General features: G+C 50.7%; 15 protein-coding genes. 7 read left to right on the forward strand and 8 right to left on the reverse strand.

Going from position 1 to position 16,240, the window contains the following annotated elements; translation table 11 throughout:
• Nucleotides 1–75: 75 nt before the first annotated feature.
• The 5 genes from RIF25_RS05305 to RIF25_RS05325 form a co-directional block, all read right to left on the reverse strand.
• Entirely contained in the window at nt 76–1,665 is a 1,590-nt protein-coding gene (locus tag RIF25_RS05305) for a cation:proton antiporter domain-containing protein (protein ID WP_322877506.1), read from the reverse strand.
• Between the two features lie 58 nt (nt 1,666–1,723).
• Nucleotides 1,724–2,863 carry a glycosyltransferase family 4 protein gene (locus tag RIF25_RS05310; RefSeq protein ID WP_407682334.1) on the reverse strand — a complete coding sequence of 380 codons (1,140 nt, stop codon included), beginning with the start codon at nt 2,861–2,863 and terminating at the stop codon, nt 1,724–1,726.
• An 81-nt stretch (nt 2,864–2,944) separates the two neighbouring features.
• Entirely contained in the window at nt 2,945–3,634 is a 690-nt protein-coding gene (locus tag RIF25_RS05315; RefSeq protein ID WP_322877508.1) for a lipid-binding SYLF domain-containing protein, read from the reverse strand.
• Between the two features lie 49 nt (nt 3,635–3,683).
• Nucleotides 3,684–4,814 carry a nicotinate mononucleotide-dependent phosphoribosyltransferase CobT gene (gene cobT, locus RIF25_RS05320; RefSeq protein ID WP_322877509.1) on the reverse strand — a complete coding sequence of 377 codons (1,131 nt, stop codon included), beginning with the start codon at nt 4,812–4,814 and terminating at the stop codon, nt 3,684–3,686.
• On the reverse strand, nt 4,807–5,163 hold the full coding sequence (locus RIF25_RS05325; RefSeq protein ID WP_322877510.1) for a phage holin family protein: 357 nt from the start codon (nt 5,161–5,163) through the stop codon (nt 4,807–4,809). The genes cobT and RIF25_RS05325 overlap by 8 nt, the downstream gene beginning before the upstream one ends.
• Nucleotides 5,164–5,340: 177 nt before the next feature.
• Here RIF25_RS05325 and rpsO point away from each other — a divergent pair, with 177 nt between their 5' ends.
• The 7 genes from rpsO (at nt 5,341) to RIF25_RS05360 (ending at nt 11,896) form a co-directional block, all read left to right on the forward strand.
• Nucleotides 5,341–5,610 (forward strand): 30S ribosomal protein S15, encoded by a 270-nt coding sequence (gene rpsO, locus RIF25_RS05330; RefSeq protein ID WP_322877511.1) that lies wholly within the window; start codon nt 5,341–5,343, stop codon nt 5,608–5,610.
• Nucleotides 5,611–5,618: 8 nt separating this feature from the next.
• A complete protein-coding gene (locus tag RIF25_RS05335) occupies nt 5,619–6,113 on the forward strand; it encodes a PAM68 family protein (RefSeq protein WP_322877512.1) in 495 nt (164 codons plus the stop codon).
• 398 nt (nt 6,114–6,511) lie between these two features.
• Nucleotides 6,512–6,724, forward strand: a complete 213-nt coding sequence (locus RIF25_RS05340) for a DUF2949 domain-containing protein (protein WP_015124493.1) — start codon at nt 6,512–6,514, stop codon at nt 6,722–6,724.
• 104 nt (nt 6,725–6,828) lie between these two features.
• On the forward strand, nt 6,829–7,752 hold the full coding sequence (locus RIF25_RS05345; RefSeq protein WP_322877513.1) for an ABC transporter substrate-binding protein: 924 nt from the start codon (nt 6,829–6,831) through the stop codon (nt 7,750–7,752).
• 18 nt (nt 7,753–7,770) lie between these two features.
• A complete protein-coding gene (locus RIF25_RS05350) occupies nt 7,771–8,442 on the forward strand; it encodes an amino acid ABC transporter permease (RefSeq protein ID WP_322877514.1) in 672 nt (223 codons plus the stop codon).
• Between the two features lie 138 nt (nt 8,443–8,580).
• Complete coding sequence (gene hemC, locus RIF25_RS05355; protein WP_322877515.1) at nt 8,581–9,549, forward strand: hydroxymethylbilane synthase; 969 nt, start codon at nt 8,581–8,583, stop codon at nt 9,547–9,549.
• Nucleotides 9,550–9,733: 184 nt separating this feature from the next.
• Nucleotides 9,734–11,896, forward strand: a complete 2,163-nt coding sequence (locus RIF25_RS05360) for a putative bifunctional diguanylate cyclase/phosphodiesterase (protein ID WP_322877516.1) — start codon at nt 9,734–9,736, stop codon at nt 11,894–11,896.
• An 8-nt stretch (nt 11,897–11,904) separates the two neighbouring features.
• Here the strand turns inward: RIF25_RS05360 and RIF25_RS05365 are convergent, their stop codons facing one another.
• Genes RIF25_RS05365 through RIF25_RS05375 form a run of 3 tightly spaced genes read right to left on the reverse strand, consistent with a single transcriptional unit; the run spans nt 11,905 to nt 16,226 of the window.
• Nucleotides 11,905–12,279 carry a hypothetical protein gene (locus RIF25_RS05365; RefSeq protein WP_322877517.1) on the reverse strand — a complete coding sequence of 125 codons (375 nt, stop codon included), beginning with the start codon at nt 12,277–12,279 and terminating at the stop codon, nt 11,905–11,907.
• Between the two features lie 51 nt (nt 12,280–12,330).
• On the reverse strand, nt 12,331–15,129 hold the full coding sequence (locus RIF25_RS05370) for a cation-translocating P-type ATPase (RefSeq protein ID WP_322877518.1): 2,799 nt from the start codon (nt 15,127–15,129) through the stop codon (nt 12,331–12,333).
• Nucleotides 15,130–15,149: 20 nt separating this feature from the next.
• On the reverse strand, nt 15,150–16,226 hold the full coding sequence (locus tag RIF25_RS05375; protein ID WP_322877519.1) for an Mrp/NBP35 family ATP-binding protein: 1,077 nt from the start codon (nt 16,224–16,226) through the stop codon (nt 15,150–15,152).
• Nucleotides 16,227–16,240 lie beyond the last annotated feature (14 nt).

A 16,240-nucleotide genomic window follows, 5' to 3' on the forward strand; every position in this document is an offset into this window, starting at 1 on the left:
CCATTTTACAGTGGCTAGGCTGCCCTAACTCGGCTCATCCTCAAGACCACTTTGCCCAATCAGGTGATCATGGCCTCAAGCGGTTTCTGAGACAATTAAGACGGGGGTAGAACTGGATTCTAAGATGGCCTGGGATACTGACCCAATCAACTTGGATGGCCACCCGGTTTGTCCATGGCGACCGATGATAATTTCACTGGCCTGGAACTCTTGGGAAATGCGTAAAATTTCGGCCGGAACCGTACCTTCAACGGTCATGATCCGATGGCGAATGTCCGCTAACAAGGATTGACATTGGGTGTGTAAGGTTTCTAGGGGTTTGGTTTCGGGGGTCTGGATGACATGGAGCACAATTACCTCGGCATCACTGCGCCGGGCCAATTCAGCCGCTTTTTTGAGTATCGTTGGGGCCTGGGCATCCGTATCCACCGCAGCCAGAATTGTTAATTGGCGGGTCATGGCTGTTTTGGTTGGGTCAACCTCGCCGCGGCTGAGGAGTTGGGGGGCAAAGGTGGGAATGGCCCAGGCCCCAAGGGGAGCGGTTACTAAAATCGAAAGCGCGGCCACCGCCAGAATTTTGTCCCCCCCAGGAATTCCCATGGCCAGAGGTAAACCCCCAATCGCAGCTTGCACCGTAGCCTTAGCGGAATTTGCCGGCAGGAGGAAAAGCCGTTCTTTCCAGTTCCAATTACTGCCCCAAGTCGAAAGCAACCAACCGATCATCCGCCCGACTAAGGTACCAATGGCCAAAATCCCCAGGCCCAGGCCCCAGGTATCCCCCAAAACGTTAAGTTGAATACTTGCGCCTAGGAAGACAAATAAAAATAGTTCCGCCACTGTCCATAGGCTGTCAAACCCAGATCGTAATCGCCGCGCCAAGGGAGCATCCAGTTCAATTAAAAAGAACCCCGTGCCCATGACCGCTAAATAGCCTGAAAAGAGGGGTAACTGGTCAGCCAATAGGATCAAAGCGAGGGCTAATCCAGCCGTCACCAGAGTATCTTGGGTCAGGGTTTGAGTCCAACTTTGCCGCACTAAGACCCAGACTAAAACTTGCGCCAAGACCCAACCGCACAATAATCCCAAACTAATTTGCATCAGGACTTGCAGTGGGAGCCAATACCAGGCCTGGGCCGCGCCCTCCCCAACAACATTAATCAACAAACCAAACACCAACAAAATCAGGACATCCGATAAGGCACTGCCTGTTAAGACCGCATCGGGAATTCCTTTACTCACCCCCCAGCCTAAACTCTTTAAGCGCAACATCCCTGGGACAATTACAGCCGGAGATTCAGCCCCAATCACACAGCCCAAGAGCAGGCCCGTGGCCCAGTCAAACTGGAATAAAACCATCGCCGCAACAGCAATCACGAGGGCTTCACAGGCCGCTGGGAAAAATCCTAAGCGCAGAGCCACCGTCCCTTGCTGAGAGAGCTTTTCCCAATCCAGGCCCAGGCCGGCTTTCATCAAGATCACCATCACAGCGATTTTTTGAAAGTCGGCTCCCAAGGCCAAGACCGCCGGATCAATCACCTGGGTCGCTTGGGGGCCAAGGATCATCCCGACAATCACCATCCCCACCAAAGCCGGAATGTTCAGGAGGCGGGCCAGTTGTCCCCCCCCAAATCCGAGCAGTAAAATCCAGCAAATGGGTTCTAACATTGGCAACCTTTCCCGGCCCGCCCGGCAGCAATTTTATATTTATATCATGGGTATAAATCTAGGAGGCTAAGGGGACTGGAGCTGGGTAGGCCCTGAGGACGGCTTGGTAATAGCTCTGTAACTGTTGGGTCGCAGCTTGCCAACTCCAGCGTTCAGCTTCACGGCGGGCATTCTGGCGCAGGGCTTCTTTTTCACTGGGCTGCTCGAGTAATTTCTGGGTGGCGGTCATGGCCCCTGTGGCATCTGCCGGTTCAAAGAGGTAGCCGTTTACCCCATCCTGGACAATATCGGGAATGCCCCCACTTCTAGCTGCCACCACTGGACAACCGGCCGCCATTGCTTCCAATAAGACTAATCCCAGGGTTTCAGTCCGCGAGGGAAAGACAAAGGCATCGGCCACCGCAAAGGCCTGGGCCAAGGGTTCACCGGTTAAATAGCCTGCAAAAAACGTGGGGGAGTTGGCAAAATATTTCCGCAGTTCTGCTTCGTGGGGGCCACCACCGACTAATGCTAACCGGGCATTGGGAATTGCCTCTAAGACGGGCTTGATTTGCTCAATTTCTTTTTCGGCTGATAACCGCCCGACATAGAGCAACAGGGGGGAATCGGGATGTCCTTGACTCAGGTGGTGACGCATGGCTTGATCCGCTTTACTGGGGTGAAATAACTCCACATCAACCCCCCGTTGCCAGAGGGCCAAATGGTCAATGTGATGGTTATCTAGGGCGGCAATCATGGCGGTGGAGGTGCATAAATTTAACTGGGCCTGGTTATGGACTAAACGCAGGAGTTGCCATAACAACCCCTCGAGAGAACTCAGACCGTAGTACTGCAAATATTGGGGTAAATGGGTATGGTAGGAAGCCACTAGGGGTAAATTGAGAGTTTTGGCCGCCCAGACTCCTGATAGGCCCAAGACCGCTGGATTAACCACATGGACTAAATCGGGTTGAAAGGCTTCGATGGCGGTTTGGATGGAGGGCCGGGGTAAGGCCAGTTTCAGTTCTGGATAGAGTGGCAGAGGAAAGCCCGTTACCCCATGGACGCGCGCGCCACAATATTCTTTAATACCCCCTTCTGGTGAGATGACCAAAACCTGATCTCCAAGTTCTTGTAAATGCCGGACGGTTTGGCAAAGGCGGGTGACAATCCCATCCACTTTCGGTAAAAAGGTTTCCGTGACTAAGGCAACGCGCATATTACCGCCAATCCGAGACAAGCCTTTCCCATTCTGAAACTAGAGGGTGACTCAAGCAAGGGTGTAGCGGCAAAGACTGGGCTACCGGGCCGCACTAGTCAAAGCTTGATAAAGTCCAGTTAGGACTGGGGGAGAGGATAAGGGGGGATTATTATTGAAAATTTGCAGGGGAGTGAGGTTTTTTTGAGCGTAAAACGTGTTGCTGCTGGTACTGTCAAAGGAAAGGTTGGCCCCCTCTAAGGAAACCCCGGCAAACAGGCCAGAGTTGCGGGCATAGGAGAACACACTGGGACTCGGATCAGAGGGACTGACCACATCTCCGCCCACTGGCCCGGCTGCCACAGAAACATTACCCCCGAGGCGAAAGGATTGGGATAAGGCTTGGGTGACGACTAATTTGTTGTTAAACACCAGCACTAAGTCTGAGGATTGCGCGCCAATCTGTAAGCCAAAACTTCCGCCGGTGATGGTAATAAAAGCGGGACGGCTCCAACCACCCTTGTCATTACGCACTAAGAGAATCCCCGCACCACGGCGACCACCAAAAATAAACCCAGCCTGGACAATCCCAGGGATAATCGCGATGCCTTGCCCTTTGCGAATGATCGACGGGGGGATGCGTTGGCTGCTGTCGGCGGTAAATTGGCTCAGAACAAAGGTGGCGGTTTCGACCCGTTGGGTAACGGTGCTGAGGTTATCACTGGCCAGGCCAGGTGCAGTAACACCAATGACGAGGGCAGGGACGAGGCCCCACGGGATTAAGGATTTCATCAGGCTCACTCCACCAAAATTGTTACCAAGGGCAATTATAGAGCTTAGATTAGATGGGTGAGTGCAATTGGCTCTGGAGATAGGCGGCGGCAACCTGCTCAACAGCATTGGCTAAACGGGCTAATGTCCAGTTGTGGGAAAGTGCGGCCCCAATTGCGGCCCCTCCGGCCCCAACCCCCTCTTTGACAAACCCCTGCTCATAGGCCTGGAGGGCTGGAAATTGGGACTGACCGAGGTTTAATTGAGTTGCTAGGAGGGGAACACCCAGATCTGTGGATAGGCCAACCACATCGGCTCCAGCATCTTCGGTAATCCAGCGAGTCGTGCCAATGACAATATTGTCAGGTTGCCAGGCCAGATTTTCTGCTTTGGCTAGGGCTTGAGCGAGGGCATAAACGGCTAACATTTGACTCCCTCCGGCTAAGAGCACTCCGCCCCGCCGACTGGCACTCAGTAACATTCCAGCCGCAAAGATCTGCATCGCATCTCCCACCTGGGCCACTAACTCCATTGGTGTATATGGCACAGACAGATGAGCCAGGGCCTGTTGAACCAGTTGCCATTTTTGCCCATGATTGGCCTGGACATGACTACTACCAATGCGTTCACGGGCCGGGATGCCTAAGCCTTCCAAGATGGCCAAAGCAGTCGTTGTGCCGGCCACCAGGCATTCTGAGAGAATTAAGTAATCACCTGCCTGAATTAGTTTCTCGCCCCAGGCCTGGCCTTGCTGCCAAAGATGCTCGACCAAATCAATACTCATGGCTTTTCCAGTGGTTAGACATTGCGTCGGTTGACTGGATAAATCAATCATCGGCACACTGGGGGGAAATGGCAGTCCGACATTAAATAGATAGATGGGCCAATCACAGGCCTGGGTGACGGCTCGCGTAATTAAAACAGGTGATGCTCCAGCAGTTAAGGGTGGTAAGGGGTAGCGGGGGTGAGGTTGCGGGCCGTTGATCAAAAACTCAGCATCGGCAAGGGCCGTATATTGGCGAGATTCTGGTGTCGCCCCAGCCGCAGAAATTCCAGGAATCAGGGCCGTTTCTGTAAACCCCAAAACACAAGCAAAGGCCGGTTGCCGCTGTTGATAGTGGGTTAACCATTGCCAGGCCGGGCCTGGGTGGCAGTAAATCTGAATCGTTGGGGAAAAAAGTTCCAGGCCGGGTTTAGACAATCCCTAGACTTCCCAAAACAGCAAAGGTCAAGGAGTTCATAATACTTAAGGCAATTGCCCCAAATAAGGCACTCCAAAAGCCATTTTTCAAGTTAAATCCACTCACCAGTGCGGCCGCCAAGGCAAAAATCACCCCGTTTAAAATCAACGCAAACAGACCCAAGGTTAAAAAAGTAATCGGAAACGCCAAGAATTTGAGAACGGCTCCCAAGGTTGCATTCAAAATGCCAAAGACAGCTGCTGACCATAATGCGGTGGGAAAACTCTCAATTTCTACCCCGAGAATCTCAATTTTAGAGATCACGAACAAGCTCAGACTCGTGACTAACCAGGTAATGATTAAACTCATTTAGTCCTCCCGTGGGGGTGTGGGGTTCGCAACATAAGGTTTAGACGACAACGACATGGCTATCCCACCTAAACCCTCCCTTCATTTTAGGGAATGGAATCTCCAACCGATAGAGTTAGCCCTGAGGGGAATCTGGTAGAATGATGAATCCTGACCCCTACTGCACCAGATGGAATTATGGTTTTACTTCAAGAGCGAAAACAGGAAATCATCAACGACTACCAGGTTCATGGCACTGATACAGGTTCTGCCGATGTCCAAGTGGCCATCCTCACGGAACGGATTAAGCGTCTGTCAGAGCACCTCAAGAGCAACAAAAAAGATCATGCCTCCCGCCGTGGCCTGTTGAAAATGATTGGTCAGCGCAAACGTCTCCTCAGCTACATTGCCAAACATGACAGTGGCCACTATCGGGAATTGATCGCCAAGCTCGGTATCCGCGGTTAATAGACATTATGGCTCAGGAACCTTCTCCAAAGTCTGCATCTTCTGGGAACTCTCAACCCCAGGCCCCGTTACCCTTTCAACCTAAATCCAAAAAGTCTCAGAAAAAAATACCCAAGGTCTCCGTGGCTCCCCTGACTGCTTCTAAACCTGAGAGTCAACCGAGTAGCCCCAAGAAAAAAGCTGGCCTGGGCATTCCTGAGGTGGTGAGTAATCGGATGGCGACCCGGATGGCGGTTTGCTGTGGTATCCCCAGTCTTTTGGGCTTGCTGACCTTTCCCCTCTGCTATGTGATTGTCAAGCAGGAATTATTTGAACTCCCCAATGTTGCTGTGGTCTTAGTCAGCATGGGCTTCTTTGGGCTGGGGGTTGTTGGCTTAAGCTATGGGGTGATTTCCGCCTCCTGGGAAGAAGAATTATCGGGGAGTTTCCTAGGCTGGTCAGAATTTCGTCTCAACTTGGGCCGGATTATTGAGAGTTGGCAAACCCGTAAACAAAATTCCTAAACGCTCCCTACCCTTTGATGGCTAAACTTGTTCTCGCGTTAATCAACTTGACCAACTAGGACTCAGGAGTATAGCGGGGGTAAATCCGGCTTAGTAGCGAAGTAAACTTGGGTGTGGGAGACCGATTTTTGAAGAAATTTGCTAAGGTATGGGCAGCCTAAGGCAGGCAGGTCAAGCGCAACATAAATATTTACGAAAAAGTACGGTTTTGTAGCCTAGAACACTGATATACTCTCTCGGTTAGACAGTCAAATTTCAGGCTTTAGTAGAAGACTGGTTCAAATTCTATCGGAAATGAGGTTAACGGTCTGCATAAACCAGGCCTGGCCGCCTAATCCAATTCTAAGTCCTGATGATTCAACCCGATTCCTTCATCCTTTGCCTTAGTCCTCAGCCCCATGATCAAAACCATTAGTTCCCCCGCCCCGCTCCTTTTAAATTATCTGAAGCAGGATCTGTCCCTTTCTCCGGAGTCTATTGACTTGGCGATGCGACAGTGGCGACAATCCCGTGGGCCCTTGCCGATTATTCTCTGGCAATACGGACTGATTACCCTGGCCCAACTGGATCAACTCTATGATTGGCTCGATCAGCATCCCCAGGCCAGCTAGATGTATCCTTTGATACGAAAACTGTGGCAGGTTGACTTACTATAAATGGGTTGGTAGGAATATCCTATTTTTCAGGACGCATAGCTCAGTGTGGAGGATGTCGGGTGTCAACATTACAACGTCGCCAGTTTATCACTCGGGTCGGTCAAACTGCGGGGCTAGTTATTTTAGGGGCTACCTTGAAAAATGGCCTGGTGGGTTGTTCTGGAAATGTTACTGAGAGCAATGAAATCAGCAGTTCCCCGGCCCCTGTGCCCAGTTCGGGGTTAATGATTCCGGGTAACTTGCAATGGGGAGGGGAGGCCACCAGTGGCGCGCCCTATGTGTTCTATAATCCCCAAAGTCCAGCCGAGTTGATTGGTTTTGAGGTGGAAATTGCCCAGGCCCTGGCGGAACAACTCGGCGCAAAACCCACCTTTTTACAAACCTCCTATGCCCAACTGGGGGCCTCCCTCGCAGCAAATCGGTTTGACATGATTATGAATGGGTGGGAAATTGATGCCGATCGAGAAAAGACCCAGATTTTCTCTGTCCCCTACTATCGCTATGGTCAACAAATTGTTGTGCGGGCCGATGATGAGCGGTTTGCGAAATTTAACACTGACAGTGAGATGAGTTTGGCCGATTTAGCGGGCATGACTGTGGGCACCGGCCTGGGATATAAAGCCCAGGAAATTCTGGAATCCTATCCAAACCTCACTCCCCGCACCTATGATGGCAATCTGCCCTTTGATGATTTGATTCAAAAACGGATTGATGCTGTTTTTATTGATTCCCCAATCGTGGCCTACTATGTTTTAGGCAGTGGGCCGGGGGGGACTGTGGAAACTGCCCTGAAACCCATTGGGAAGCCCTTTTACCTCAATAACTATGTGCTTGCTTTTAACAAAAATAGTCCCAAAGCCGAAACCCTCAAAGCCGAAATTGACCAGGCCCTCGGTAACCTGAAAACCAATGGCACCCTGAAAGGCATTTACGAAAAATGGAAAATGTGGAATAGTCAGCAGGCTGAAATTGGCATTAGTTAAGGGATAGCAGGGGCAACCATGGAGTTAGCAATTCGGGCCTTCCCAGACTTTCTCAAAGGGACGCTGAATACCCTTATTTATTGCGCGGTTTCCTTTCCCATTGCCGTCCTCCTCGGGTTAGTGCTGGCCGCAATGTCCACTTCAGCCTTGATTTGGTTGGCCTGGCCGGCCCGGTTCTTCATTGAAATTACCCGTGGCACGCCGATTATTACCCAAATTCTCCTCCTCTACTACGGGGTTGGGGCAATCTTGGCGCAACTGGATCTGGCCACCCTTGTTAATGCTTGGACTGCCGGAATTACCTCCCTGGCCTTAAACTACGCCGCCTATGAAGCAGAAGTCTTTCGGGCCGGGTTAAATTCTGTGGATCGGGGGCAAACAGAGGCCGCTCTCTCCCTCGGGATGACCAATAATCAAGGCTTTATTCATGTTGTCCTCCCCCAGGCCTTCCAATTGGTGATTCCGCCTTTGGTCAATGATTTTATCTATATGTTGAAAGACTCGGCTATTGTCAGTGTGATTGCGGGGATGGATTTAACTTCAATCATGACCAGTTGGACGATTCGCAACAGTAGCAACCCCTTTCCTCTTTATGTGTTAGCACTGCTTCTGTACCTGGCCTTAAGTTTACCCATTGCCTGGTTTGGGCGCGTTTGTGAGAAACGGGTCAGGGCCGCATTTCAAGCCTGAAGTAGGAGTTGAATTAATTTTATTAACGAATCAGCATTAGGATTATTATTCCAGGTCTGGAGAGAAACACAATCTACTAGAGTAGAAAAGGTAGGGACGACCCTTACCCCTGTGATTTAGCAAACTTAGGCTGATTTTATGACTGCTGTTTCTTCTCCTAGCCAAACTGTCCGGATTGGTTCCCGTAAAAGTCAACTGGCCCTAGTCCAAACTGAATGGGTACAAGCGGAATTACAGCAACGGCATCCTGAGCGGCAGTTTGATGTGGTGACCATGAGCACCCAGGGGGATAACATTCTCGATGTCGCCTTAGCTAAGATTGGGGATAAGGGCCTCTTTACCAAAGAATTAGAGGTCTCAATGCTCCGGGGAGATACAGACTTAGCCGTTCATTCCCTCAAGGATTTACCGACCCACTTACCCGATGGCTTGATGCTGGGGGCAATCACAGAGCGCGAAGATCCTGCCGATGGCCTGGTGGTCAATGCCAAGTTCAAAGACCATCAACTCGATACCCTCCCTCCCGGTGCAGTGATTGGCACGTCTTCCCTGCGGCGGCTGGCCCAACTCCGGCATTATTTTCCAGAACTCACCTTCAAAGATGTGCGGGGCAATCTCAATACCCGCCTCCAAAAATTAGATGCGGGTGAATATGATGGCCTAATTTTGGCTGTGGCTGGCTTAAAACGCTTGGGTTTTGGGGCCCGAATTCAACAGGTCATTCCCCCAGAGATTTCCCTCCACGCAGTCGGGCAAGGAGCTTTGGGCATTGAGTGCCGCGCTGCCGATCCAGAAATTTTAGCCATTGTCAAAACCCTAGAACATTACCCCACCGCTCAATGCTGCTTGGCAGAACGGGCCTTTCTCCGGGAGCTAGAAGGGGGATGCCAGGTCCCCATTGGGGTGAATACGCAAATTGATGGGGATGAATTGACCTTGACAGGCCTGGTGGCTAGTTTAGATGGACAGAACCTGGTTAAAAATCAGATCACTGGGCCAATCACAGCAGCCGAGGGCCTGGGGGTTACACTAGCCACTCAACTCAAAGGGCAGGGCGCAGCCAAGATTTTAGCTGAGATTTTCACAGAAGTTCGTCCGGGCACTTGACATTTAGTTTAGGATGTTATCTACAACCTTGAGTGTGACTTGCTTGCACAAGAATTGAGGCTGCTATAAGTTATACAGATATTTACCTTTATTACACTTACAACTTTTTGTGGCATGACTCATTATTTAGTGAAACTACTAACAATTAAAACAACCTCTCAGGTTTAATCGGCTCCGGCTCTCTATGGCATCAACAACGGATTATCCTGAGCATCCTGATAATGAGTCTTTGGCTCCAGCAGATATAAGCGACTTGTCTGTTCCGAATTGGCTGGTTGAAGTAAACAGTTATCAACTCGTCCGAGATACATTTTCTCAGTTGCCCTTAATGGTGGCCATTTACAGCCTGGAAGGGGTATTAATTTCCGTAAATGAAGAATTCACGCAAATACTGGGTTGGACAACAGCTGATCTAGTCACCCATGATGTTTTGGCGGCCTGCTACCCCGATCCAAGCACCTGTCAACAAGTTCGCGCTTGGATGTTGGGGGGACAATACGGTTGGCAATCCATTCCCACCCATACCCGCTCAGCCCAAGTGATTGAAACCCTCTGGAGTTACATTCGCCTACCCGATGGCAGTGGCATTGCTTGTGGGCAAAATATCAGCATTCTCCACCAGGCCCAGATGGCACTCCTGGAAACGACAGAACGCTATGCCCTGTTGATTATGGGAATAAACGATGGAGTTTGGGATTGGGACTTACACACCAATGAAGTATATTACTCTCCTCGCTGGAAAGTTCTCCTCGGTTATCAAGAAGATGAACTGGGGCAGACCCTGGAGGAATGGGTTAATCGTATCCATCCCCAAGATGTGGAGCGGGTCAAGCTCAATCTCACGTTGCACGTTCAGGGGCAAACCCCCCATTTCCAGCAGGAATATCGGATTCGTCACAAAAACGGTCAATACCGCTGGGCTTTAAGTCGGGGACAAGTCTTGCGTGATCAGTATGGTCAGGCCTATCGGATGGCCGGATCCCTCACCGATCAAACCGAACACCGCATGGCCGAAACCCAACTCCTCCACGATGCTCTACATGATCTCTTAACGGGTTTACCCAATCGGGCTTTACTTCTGGATCGGTTAGGTCAGGCCCTACGCCATGCCCGCAGACGGGCCACCTATCACTTTGCCCTCTTATTTATTGATATTGATCGATTTAAGGTTATTAATGATAGTTTAGGCCATTCCTCTGGCGATCAATTACTGATTGAATTTACCCATCGTTTGCAACAATATCTCCGGCCTGATGATACGATTGCCCGCGTGGGTGGAGATGAGTTTGTCATTTTACTCGATGATTTAAGTGAACTGGATGATGCCTTGATTGTGGCCCAACGTTTAGTGAGTGCATTCCAGGCTCCATTCATTGTGCGGGGTCAGTCCTTTTTTGCCACAGCTAGTGTTGGGGTACATCTAAAGTCCGACCTTAACCAGCCTGCTGATGAATATATTCGCAATGCTGATATTGCTATGTATCGGGCCAAGGTCGCTGGGGGAAATCGCTACGTCATTTTTCAACCAGAAATGCACGCCACTCTCCGGGAACGAATGCAACTGGAAAATAGTTTGTACCAGGCCCTCGAGAAACAAGAACTTTGTGTTTACTACCAACCCATTTACTCCCTCAATAACAATCAACTCAAGGGGTTTGAGGCCTTAATTCGCTGGCAACATCCAGTTGAGGGCTTAATTCGCCCTGACAAATTTATTCCCATTGCTGAAGAAACAGGATTGATTATTCCCATTGGGGCCTATGTTCTTTGGCACGCCTGTCAACAGATGCAACAGTGGTATGAACAGTTTCCAGATCTAAATCTAGTCTTAAGTGTGAATGTTTCCGCCCGCCAACTGAGCCAACCCCACTTAGTGGATACGGTCTTTGAAACCCTCACCCGCACCGGCCTGGCCCCAGAAAAATTACAACTAGAAATTACAGAAACAACCGTTGTTGAAAATCCCGATGCGGCGATGCAAACCCTCTTAAAGTTGAAACAACAACAGATTCGTCTGGCCATGGATGATTTTGGGACGGGATATTCATCATTAGGATATTTAAGCCGCCTCCCCATAGATGTGCTCAAAATAGATCGATGTTTTGTCAAAGACATTGAACATAATGAAAATAGCTTAGAAATTATTCGGGCAATTCTCGGCATCGCCCAAGGCTTAAGGTTAACGGTGGTAGCAGAGGGGATTGAAACTGAATTCCAAGCTCAACAACTCCGGGAATTAGGCTGTCCAGTCGGCCAGGGCTATTATTTTTCTGTCCCCTTGGATGTGGCGGCTACAACTCAACTCATTCGGGACTATAGCGAGGTAGAGACTGTTGCCGGGAATTAGACAGAAATTCAAGCCCGGTCAAACCAAAGGACTTTAATGACACCGCCACCCACTAATGTCACTAAGCCAACAATAAAGGCCCATAACCTGGAGTCAATTGCTTTTTGCCTGTCTCGTAGTTCGTTAATGTCATCACGCAGGTCAGAACGTAAAGTATCCACCTTGTCATTAAGGGCTTTAATTTCCGCCTTAACTTCAGTCCGTAACTCATTAATTTCTGCCTTAACTTCAGCTCGTAATTCATTGATCTCCGCCTTAACTTCGGCCCGTAAGGTCTTGAATTGTTCTTCAGTCCGGGCCTGGTTAACCTTTACTTCCACTGTTAGGGCTTGAATAGCATCTAAGATTTGCTTGGCTTCACTGGCTGTCATCACATCACTCATGGCCCTCTCTCCATTGATTTCCCTGAAGTAAGACAAACTGGCAAATATCCTTCAGGCTCGTTTCCAATAACGATAGACTAATTTTTCCATCTCAACCCAAACAAAAACAAGGGCACTGCACCCAAAGCAAATCAGTAACTCCTGGCCAGAGATGATTTGGGTATTAAAAAACTCCCGCAAAAATGGGACATAAATTAAGCACAGTTGCAGCACTGTGGTCAGGAACAGGGATAGTAAAAGATAGGGATTAGAAAATAAGGGCAGTTCAAGGGTTAACTTTGAGGTTGAGCGCACCGCCAAGGCATGGCCCATTTGAGCAATACAAAGGGTCGTAAATACCATTGTGGCCCAGCGTTTTGGACTTAGGATATCTGAGGTGACAGTATTGGTAAACCCATAGGCCCAGGCCATCATGGCAATGGTGACAATCGCTAAAACCAGGCCAACCCGAACCATATAGGAACCCATCCCCCGCGCAAAGATACTCTCCTTGGGATTAATGGGGGGGACTTGCATCACACCAGGAGAGCCAGGTTCAACAGCTAAGGCTAAGGCTGGCAAACCATCCGTGACCAAGTTCATCCATAAAATTTGCAGGGGCGACAGGGGAACTCCACCCAGGCCAATGATCGGGGCAGCGGCAATGGTTAAGACTTCGCCAATATTAGAGCCAAGAATATATTTAATAAATCGGCGAATATTACTATAAATCACCCGCCCTTCCTCAGTGGCTGCAACAATGGTGGCAAAGTTGTCATCGAGTAAGACCATATCGCTGGCTTCTTTGGTGACATCAGTGCCCGTAATTCCCATCGCCACGCCAATATCGGCTTGTTTCAGGGCCGGAGCATCATTCACTCCGTCCCCCGTCATCGCCACCACTTGCCCCTGGCGTTGGAGGGCTTGGACGATTTGCAGCTTGTGCTCTGGGGACACGCGAGCGTAGACATTCACCTCCATCACCCGTTGATCCAGTTCCGCCGCCGTCATTTTGGCCAGGTCTCGTCCGGTTAAAACATAATCCCCGGCCTGGCAAATTCCCAAACTGGTGGCAATGGCCTGGGCGGTGAGTTGGTGATCCCCCGTAATCATGATCGGTCGAATCCCAGCGGTTAAGCATTTTTCTACAGCCGCCTTTACTTCTGGGCGGGGCGGATCTAAAATACCCACCAGGCCCAGCCAAACTAAATTCTGTTCACTCTCAGCTTCAGAAGCCGGGGGGGGTAACTCTGACCAGGCCCGATAGGCGAGACCTAAAACCCGTAGCCCTTGTTTGGCCAGTTGGTCGTTTTGAGCCAAAATCATGGCCCGTTGGCCGGGGTTGATGAGTTGAGCGGCCCCACCCAATTGAATTTGCGTACAACATTCTAGGGTTAGTTCTGGGGATCCCTTGGTAAACATCAGATAGGGCGCACTGTCCAGGCCATAGTCACTGGCCGTCCCTAGAGTCCCGATCACGCTCATTCGTTTTCGATCTGCACAGAAAGGAAATTCTTCCAGGCGTTCAAACTCTTGGTGAAGTTGGGCCAGGTCAAAACCACCTTTAACCGCTAAGGGTAACAACGCCCCTTCGGTGGGATCGCCGAGAACTATCCATTCCCCTGCTTCCTTTTGCAAGACGGCATCATTACAAACAGCCCCCGCTAAGAGGAGCAATCGCTGTTCCGCCAGGCCAAGGCTGGCCACATGGGGGTCACTGGGAGGATGGGATTGTAATTCGCCATTAGGGTCATAGCCTGTGCCAGTCACATTGGCCTGGTTATGGAGAGTCCGAATTGCCTGCACCACCATTTTATTTTGGGTCAATGTCCCCGTTTTGTCGGAGCAGATGGTGGTGATACTTCCCAAAGTTTCTACGGCTGGCAGGCGGCGAATCAGGGCATTGCGTTTAACCATCCGTTGGGTTCCCAGGGCCAATGTGACCGTAATCACCGCCGGTAAGCCTTCGGGAACGACCGCCACGGCCATGCTCAGGGACACTTCCACAAATTGCCGGAATAGATCTGGCCGGAAAATTAGTCCCGCCCCAATCACCAAAGCCACCAAGACGAGGGAGCCAAAGACTAATTTATTCCCCAGTTCCGTCATCCGTTTTTGCAGGGGGGTTGGTTCGGTTTCCACCGCTTGTAGGGCTGTGGCAATTTTCCCTAGCTCAGTACTCATGCCTGTGTGAGTGACAAGCACCGTCCCCCGCCCTTGGGTCACCTCTGTTCCGGCATAGACAACATTCAACCGATCCCCTAAAACTGTATCTTCAGGCAGTTCCAGGCCCGCATCTTTGATTACCCCTTGGGCTTCTCCAGTGAGAGTGGCTTCCCGGACTTGCAAATTAACCGCTTCCCACAAACGACCATCGGCAGCAATTTTCACCCCCGTTTCCAAAAGCAGAACATCCCCTGGCACCAATTCGACTGAATCAATTTCGGCAATGCGCCCATCCCGAATTACCCGGACTTTGGAGGTGGCCATGTTTTTCAGGGCTGCTAAGGCCGCTTCCGCCCGGGTTTCCTGGACATAGCCCAACAGGCCATTGAGAACCACAACGACCAAAATGGCCGCTGCATCTTTCGGAAAAATAAACGTATGGCTGGCCCAGGCCTCATAGACATCCAGTCCACCAGAGATGAGCGCCACAACAATCAGCATGATCAGCATGACATTGCGAAACTGATCCAGGAAAATCTGAAACTTACTGCGACCCTGGGTTTCTTTGAGTTCATTGGGCCCGTAATAGTCGTAGCGTTGTTCAGCCTGCTCAGTTGTCAGTCCTCGGTTGGGATCTGTTTGCAGATGGACAGCGGTGTCTTGGCGATCGAGGGTGTACCAGGCCGGGGAAGAGGAAACTGTCATTTGATTATTCACACGCTCAACTAAATACCAATCAAAGCTGCAATGGAAACCTTGGCTGCCACCTGTTGGGCAATGTGGCGTAGGGCCTGGGCCGAGGCAGAGTCAGGATAGTTCAAAACAATCGGTAAACCCGCATCGCCCCCCTCGCGGACATTGAGTTCCAAGGGCACACATCCCAATAAGGGCAGGTTTAACTCTTGGGCCATCCGTTCTCCCCCTTGGGAGCCAAAAATGTCATAGCGGCGATCCGGTAAATCTGGGGGAATAAAGTAGCTCATGTTTTCCACAACTCCCAGGACATGCACCCCTAAATTCTGAAACATTTTTAAGCCCCGCCGGGCATCCTGGAGGGCCACCGTTTGGGGAGTGGTGACAATGACAACGCCGGCCATGGGAACCGCCTGAGCGAGGGTTAATTGAGCGTCTCCGGTTCCAGGGGGTAAATCCACAATCAGATAATCCAATTCGCCCCAATCGGCCTGGTAAAGAAATTGGCGAATAATCCCGTTCAACATCGGGCCACGCCAGACCACCGGCTGATCCGGATCAATCAGAAAGCCCATGGAGACCATCTTGACCCCGTAATTGCTGGGGGGTTCGAGGACATCCCCTTGGGGGGTTTTGCGGACTTCAATAATGGCATTTTGTAAGCCCAACATGGTCGGCACATTTGGCCCATAAATATCGGCATCAATCATTCCCACGGCCGAACCGGCCTCAGCCAAGGCCACGGCAATATTCACCGCCACCGTGCTTTTCCCCACACCGCCTTTGCCACTGGAAACCGCAATAATATTTTTCACCCCCGGAATTCCGGTGCGGTCGGGCAAACTTTTTTGTTGGGGCGTTTCGGCTGTCACATCCACCTGGACATCGGCGACCCCTGGTAGGGCAAAGACAGCTTTTTTACAATCATCAACAATAAATTCCCGCAACGGACAGGAGGGGGTTGTCAAGACCAAGGTAAAGCGGACTGTCCCGGCCTGGATCTCGACATTGCGGATCATGTTCAGTTCCACCAAACTCCGGCGTAACTCAGGATCCTCCACCGGCCGCAAGACATCCAAAACTGAGGCAGGGCTGAGGGTAAGGGGCATAAAGACTGACTCTT

The sequence above is a fragment of the Pseudocalidococcus azoricus BACA0444 genome, assembly GCF_031729055.1.
Taxonomy (GTDB): domain Bacteria; phylum Cyanobacteriota; class Cyanobacteriia; order Thermosynechococcales; family Thermosynechococcaceae; genus Pseudocalidococcus; species Pseudocalidococcus azoricus.

What these genes read in the sequence shown, in the direction of transcription:
- RIF25_RS05305 (WP_322877506.1), bottom strand. Translation starts at nt 1,665, where the DNA reads ATGTTAGAACCCATTTGCTGGATTTTACTGCTCGGATTTGGGGGGGGA.
- RIF25_RS05310 (WP_407682334.1), bottom strand. Translation starts at nt 2,863, where the DNA reads ATGCGCGTTGCCTTAGTCACGGAAACCTTTTTACCGAAAGTGGATGGG.
- RIF25_RS05315 (WP_322877508.1), bottom strand. Translation starts at nt 3,634, where the DNA reads ATGAAATCCTTAATCCCGTGGGGCCTCGTCCCTGCCCTCGTCATTGGT.
- RIF25_RS05325 (WP_322877510.1), bottom strand. Translation starts at nt 5,163, where the DNA reads ATGAGTTTAATCATTACCTGGTTAGTCACGAGTCTGAGCTTGTTCGTG.
- rpsO (WP_322877511.1), top strand. Translation starts at nt 5,341, where the DNA reads ATGGTTTTACTTCAAGAGCGAAAACAGGAAATCATCAACGACTACCAG.
- RIF25_RS05335 (WP_322877512.1), top strand. Translation starts at nt 5,619, where the DNA reads ATGGCTCAGGAACCTTCTCCAAAGTCTGCATCTTCTGGGAACTCTCAA.
- RIF25_RS05340 (WP_015124493.1), top strand. Translation starts at nt 6,512, where the DNA reads ATGATCAAAACCATTAGTTCCCCCGCCCCGCTCCTTTTAAATTATCTG.
- RIF25_RS05350 (WP_322877514.1), top strand. Translation starts at nt 7,771, where the DNA reads ATGGAGTTAGCAATTCGGGCCTTCCCAGACTTTCTCAAAGGGACGCTG.
- hemC (WP_322877515.1), top strand. Translation starts at nt 8,581, where the DNA reads ATGACTGCTGTTTCTTCTCCTAGCCAAACTGTCCGGATTGGTTCCCGT.
- RIF25_RS05360 (WP_322877516.1), top strand. Translation starts at nt 9,734, where the DNA reads ATGGCATCAACAACGGATTATCCTGAGCATCCTGATAATGAGTCTTTG.
- RIF25_RS05365 (WP_322877517.1), bottom strand. Translation starts at nt 12,279, where the DNA reads ATGAGTGATGTGATGACAGCCAGTGAAGCCAAGCAAATCTTAGATGCT.
- RIF25_RS05370 (WP_322877518.1), bottom strand. Translation starts at nt 15,129, where the DNA reads ATGACAGTTTCCTCTTCCCCGGCCTGGTACACCCTCGATCGCCAAGAC.
- RIF25_RS05375 (WP_322877519.1), bottom strand. Translation starts at nt 16,226, where the DNA reads ATGCCCCTTACCCTCAGCCCTGCCTCAGTTTTGGATGTCTTGCGGCCG.